The sequence below is a fragment of the Halovenus aranensis genome, assembly GCF_900100385.1.
Classification (GTDB): Archaea; Halobacteriota; Halobacteria; order Halobacteriales; family Haloarculaceae; genus Halovenus; species Halovenus aranensis.
Genome location: NZ_FNFC01000039.1, coordinates 1 through 4,763, shown reverse-complemented (window position 1 = coordinate 4,763; position 4,763 = coordinate 1). Strand labels below are relative to the sequence as shown.

Genomic DNA, 4,763 nt, shown 5'->3' with positions numbered 1-4,763 from the left:
GGCGTCAATCGCTGATAGAACCCGCCAGGAGAGAGTGTCTTGTCCGCTGTGTTGTTGTAGCTACGCCGAAAGCCAGCCAGTGTTCGGCTCTCGCCTGCGGCGAAGCCGAACACGAATGACCATACAAAGGCAGGCATCTGCAGTTTCCCATCCCGCTCGACCACGCCGAGTTCCTCGGCGTGCTCTTCGAGCAGATCAGATGGAAAAAGCGTAGTGAGTCGACGCATTATTCTCGATGAGGAGGTTTTGGTGTGCACAGCCTTTCCTCCTCATTCCTCTCAAAAAGACGCCTCGATAAGCCGCTGCTGTCTCGTTGTTTTTCGCTTAGCTAAAGACAGATGGACTGGCTTTTTCATTTAATATCGTGTCTGAAGAAAGGATTTCGATAGAGCCATTGAGTTGTGGTAGCCACTGTTAATAGTCACTAGCGGTAACGACTTCACAGGATGAAAGTCATCCATTTTATGAACGAAGCTCCCCTTGCGTTCCCCTCTAAACTTGCAATGGAAATAGATAGAAAAGATAATATTGAAGTGCTAATTGTTGCCTTTTACGGTGATATTGACGAAACTGTCTCAAAAAACATCCAAACAGTCTCTCTCGATTCTTCTAGAAGATTGGATTTAGAGTCATATAGAAATCTGAGAAGTTTGATCATTGATCAAGACGTGGATATTGTACATACACATCCAAACGCAACAGGTTCTATAGCGCGTCTGGTAGCAGTTACAACAGACGCGAAGGTAGTCGATACACGACACAACGATCATACTCACTTCGCATTACTTCGGCGCCTTCCAGATCTTCCCGCCTCAGCTGTTACCGACTGCTACATTTCTAATTCCAAACACACACTCAATTCTTTTTCGAAGCTAAAAAACAGCATTATTCGCCTCACTGGTGGGTCTCATGATGTAGTGTATAATGGAATCGATACAGCAATTGAAAGCCGTATTCCGGATGATCCCCCGATTTCAGTAGATTCACCGTCAGTAGTCAGTGTGGCTCACTACACCAAACAAAAGAACCACGAAACTCTTGTAGACTCGGTAGAACTGGTGCGCGAAAGCATTCCGGATGCGAAACTAGTTCTTGTCGGGGACGGACCCAGATATGAGGCGATCGAGGAGTATATCGATAACAAAGGTTTGAGTGACGCGGTCATTCAGACTGGATTTATCCAGGATCGATATGATATGCTTGCAGTTGTAAAAGAAGCGGATGTCTTCGCTATCTCCTCGTGGTACGAAGGGTTTTGTGTTGCCGCCGTTGAGGCAATGTTCCTTCAAACGCCAGTTGCTGTCAGCGATATTGATGTTCTGCATGAGGTTGTCGGCCCAACTGGCCTATTTTCTGATCCATCTAGTCCAGAATCTTTTGCAGAAAATATCGTCCAGCTCTTAGAGGATAAGTCGACGCGTGACAGTCTGGGCGAAGCGGCTTCCAAACGGGTACGTGAGAAATTCTCCTTAGAACAGACGGCGGAGGGATATATTCGCGCCTATCGAGAGCTTATAGATGCGAACTAATCACTGGAGAGCGAAAGAGATATCACTCGATCTACCACCACTTATTATCATATGATTTGCTCTATCAGCCGCGCTGTTCCAGTGGAGGTCAATCAATAATGGGTGACGATCAAGACCAACCTCTCGTGTCTGTTATTGTACCGATGTACAATGAACGCGAGTTTATAGAACCTACAATCGAATCGCTACTATCTCAGACATACTCAAATATTGAGCTCATATTTGTAGATGATAACTCAGAAGACGATACTACTGATGAAGTCAAATCTATAGTAGACGGTAATCGTCATGCAATCTTGAAAAACAAAACGAATATGGGAACAACGTTTTCCCGGAATAGGGGTGCGATGCATGCAGAGGGGAAGTATCTCGTCTTTCACGATGCTGATGACGTTTCAACGCCGAACCGCATCGAAAAGCAAGTACAATTTCTCGAAGCCAATCCTGAGACAGGTGTCGTCGGAGGAGCATTCTACTACGTCCACCCGGATCAGAAAGAACCTGAACTACGAGTCCGTCCATCGTCCGATCAGGATATTCGAGAAGGTATGGGACGAGGATCGATGATCAACGCCGGAACGGCTATGTACCGCCGTGAAGCCGCTTTTGAAGCTGGTCTGTTCCAATCTGAAAATGTTGAAGGATATGAACTCATCATTGAAATTGGTCGAAACTGGAAACTTGCCAATCTGCCGGACCCTGTCTATATCTATCGAATCAATTCCGGATCCCGGAGTCAACGGAAAGAACTTCTAAAGAAATCAATACTGGCCTACCGGAGCTGGCAGGCGATTAAAGCGTTTGGACTCCCGTATCGAAACCTCTTATTCCAGCTAGGCTGGTTTATATATATGAATGCGCCTGAGAGAGTGCAGCGTTTTATTCGTACAGTGTTTTCTCCTACGGAACAGCGAGCCGTATCAGACGAAGAAGTGAAGCGTATCAAAAGCCTGCTCAACACAGATAATGAGTGAACGCGTCCGGCGAGGGCTCCGAAATCCGGAAACCGTCAAGCGAAAGGTGCGAATAAATCTTGTTCGACCATTCACGTCTCATCCACCAGATACGATCCAGTTTTTTGAGCAAGACTGGGATATCCTCGTCGTCCTAGATGCGTGTCGGTACGACCTTCTCGCGGAAGCTGACTCGTTCAATGTTCCCATCGAAGAGGTTCATTCAAATGCGAGTCACACACGGGAGTTCATCAAGCAGAATTTCGTCAACACCGATTGCCGAGATACGGTCTATGTGACTGCTTCTCCTCAGTTCGCGGACTTCAATCTATCTTTCGCACACATCGAACATGTCTGGCAAGACCACTGGGATGAGGATCTCCGGACAGTTCGGCCCGAACACGTCACTGAGGCTGCGATTGACCTAGGCGGTGAATTCCCCGACAAGCGTCTCATCATCCATTACATGCAGCCACATTACCCGTTCATCGGACCAACAGGCAAAAAGATAGATGAACAAGCCACATTCGGTCCGAATCGCGGAAGCAAGTATAGCTCTATCTGGGTGCAATTGGCAGCAGGCCAGGTCTCGGAAGAGACAGTGCGGACTGCATATCGAGAAAATCTGGATCTTGTCCTCCCCGAAATTGATCAACTCCGTTCCGAATTACAAGGCAAACTCGTACTGACCAGTGATCATGGAAACCTCTACGGTAAGCAAGTGTCTTGGCTTCCGATTCGCATTCACGGACATCCACCAGGGATACACGATCCAGAACTTACCGCCGTCCCCTGGGTCGAGTTCCCGTATGAAGAACGACGAAAAACGACCCACGCTGACAAGGCAGCGGATTCTGAACAGTTCGAAGATGTTGAGGGACGGCTTCGTGACTTAGGATATCGGTGAAAACGAAGAGAATCTGGCTGATTACCGCAGTTGCGTCTCTGGGAGATATGATATCTGAGATCACTTCGCTGTTTGCATACGGCCCCACAGCCGTCGATGGACGCCCTCGAAAAACGCGTCGGCGACCTCCCCGACCACGTCCACAAATACGACCGCTCACAGAGAGCCATCCGGACCGACCGCCACAAGTACATTCGCGGTTCGGACGGCAGCCAGCAGCTCTACGACCTCTACGACGACTCTGACGAAACGACCGATCTCTCCGACACCCACCCCGACCTCGTAGACACCCTCGACACTAGACTCAACGAGTGGCTCGACTCCTTCGAGCAGGCCGACCCGGACGACGAAGCCACGATGTCCGACGACGCCAAGGCTCGCCTAGAGGACCTCGGCTACCTGCAGGACTAGCCCCGAACACACTTACCCAACCACCACTCCTCAAAATTATGCCGTGTTGAATAGCGGTCTAATCGTCTGATATCACGGGTTAGAAGAGTGAAGTCGAGGAATTCGACTCCATCCATAGAGATCGACCTCCTCAACTTCGTTGAGAAGTGTTGCAACCTAGCCAAACAAGCGTTGGGAAAGCACGCGGGCGAGCCCGCCAGCGGCGGGTTCGCCCGCTGGAAGCACGCCGTTCTGCACTGTTTTCGGCTCGAAGATGGCCACAGCTACCGTGAAACGCCGAATCGGCTGAAGTACATGACCGAGATTTGTGACGCTCTTGGGCTAGATCCGACGATCTACCGGACTTCACCACGCTCTACAAGTCGTTCGACCGGCTGGGAATGTGGGTCTGGCGGGCGTTGCTGCGTGTTTCAGCGCAGCAACACCCGCAGTCTGGTCACGTCGCCCTCGACAGCACGTTCTTCGACCGCCGCTCAGCCTCGTCTTACTACCGCCAGCGGTCGGGAAGTACCGTTCAGACGTTGAAAGTGACGACATTAACTGATAGAGAGTCTCTTGCCGTCCTTGGCGTACATATCTGGGCCCGGTAGAAACACGATACGAAGACCGGGCCGCAGGTCGTCCGCCAGAACGCGGACGACCTGCTGTCCGTTGCCGCCGACAAAGCCTTCCACAACTGGATCACGAAATACGAGTTCTACACACTCGGTGTCGAGCCACTCATCTTACAGCGTGGATCGAGACCGTTGAGCTAGGCAATAACGCGCTCATCCGGGCAAAAGGCTACTCTCAGCGCTGGATGGCCGAAACGTCGTATTCGACAACGAAGCGCTCGCTCGGCGATGCCGTGCGAGCGCTCGGCTGGTATCGACAGTTCCGTGAAATTGTCCTCATGTTCGCCATCTCCAACATAGAACCGCTCTGTGAGCCACTCTGACCATGATTCAGCATCTATTCAACACG

General features: G+C 50.4%; 4 protein-coding genes and 2 pseudogenes. 5 read left to right on the top strand and 1 reads right to left on the bottom strand.

The features are described 5' to 3' along the window. Positions 1 to 227: pseudogene (locus BLR34_RS16370) on the bottom strand (IS4 family transposase); the annotation flags it as partial. A gap of 219 nt (positions 228 to 446) precedes the next feature. On the opposite strand from BLR34_RS16370, the gene BLR34_RS16365 reads away from it, so the two are divergent. The 5 genes and pseudogenes from BLR34_RS16365 (at position 447) to BLR34_RS16345 (ending at position 4,737) form a co-directional block, all read left to right on the top strand. Beyond that, positions 447 to 1,529: a glycosyltransferase family 4 protein gene (locus BLR34_RS16365; protein ID WP_092704937.1), complete on the top strand. Its 1,083-nt coding sequence runs from the start codon at positions 447 to 449 to the stop codon at positions 1,527 to 1,529. Positions 1,530 to 1,627: 98 nt separating this feature from the next. After that, on the top strand, positions 1,628 to 2,503 hold the full coding sequence (locus BLR34_RS16360) for a glycosyltransferase family 2 protein (protein WP_092704935.1): 876 nt from the start codon (positions 1,628 to 1,630) through the stop codon (positions 2,501 to 2,503). Further along, positions 2,496 to 3,389, top strand: a complete 894-nt coding sequence (locus tag BLR34_RS16355) for an LTA synthase family protein (protein WP_218120930.1) — start codon at positions 2,496 to 2,498, stop codon at positions 3,387 to 3,389. Before BLR34_RS16360 ends, BLR34_RS16355 begins: the two co-directional genes overlap by 8 nt. A 96-nt stretch (positions 3,390 to 3,485) precedes the next feature. Next, a complete protein-coding gene (locus tag BLR34_RS16350; protein ID WP_245683251.1) occupies positions 3,486 to 3,800 on the top strand; it encodes a hypothetical protein in 315 nt (104 codons plus the stop codon). 114 nt (positions 3,801 to 3,914) lie between these two features. Beyond that, positions 3,915 to 4,737 (top strand): annotated as a pseudogene (locus tag BLR34_RS16345) (IS5 family transposase). Positions 4,738 to 4,763 lie beyond the last annotated feature (26 nt).

Bases quoted from the DNA above. Each gene is read 5' to 3' on its own strand.
- BLR34_RS16365 (WP_092704937.1), top strand. From the start codon at position 447: ATGAAAGTCATCCATTTTATGAACGAAGCTCCCCTTGCGTTCCCCTCT.
- BLR34_RS16360 (WP_092704935.1), top strand. From the start codon at position 1,628: ATGGGTGACGATCAAGACCAACCTCTCGTGTCTGTTATTGTACCGATG.
- BLR34_RS16355 (WP_218120930.1), top strand. From the start codon at position 2,496: ATGAGTGAACGCGTCCGGCGAGGGCTCCGAAATCCGGAAACCGTCAAG.
- BLR34_RS16350 (WP_245683251.1), top strand. From the start codon at position 3,486: ATGGACGCCCTCGAAAAACGCGTCGGCGACCTCCCCGACCACGTCCAC.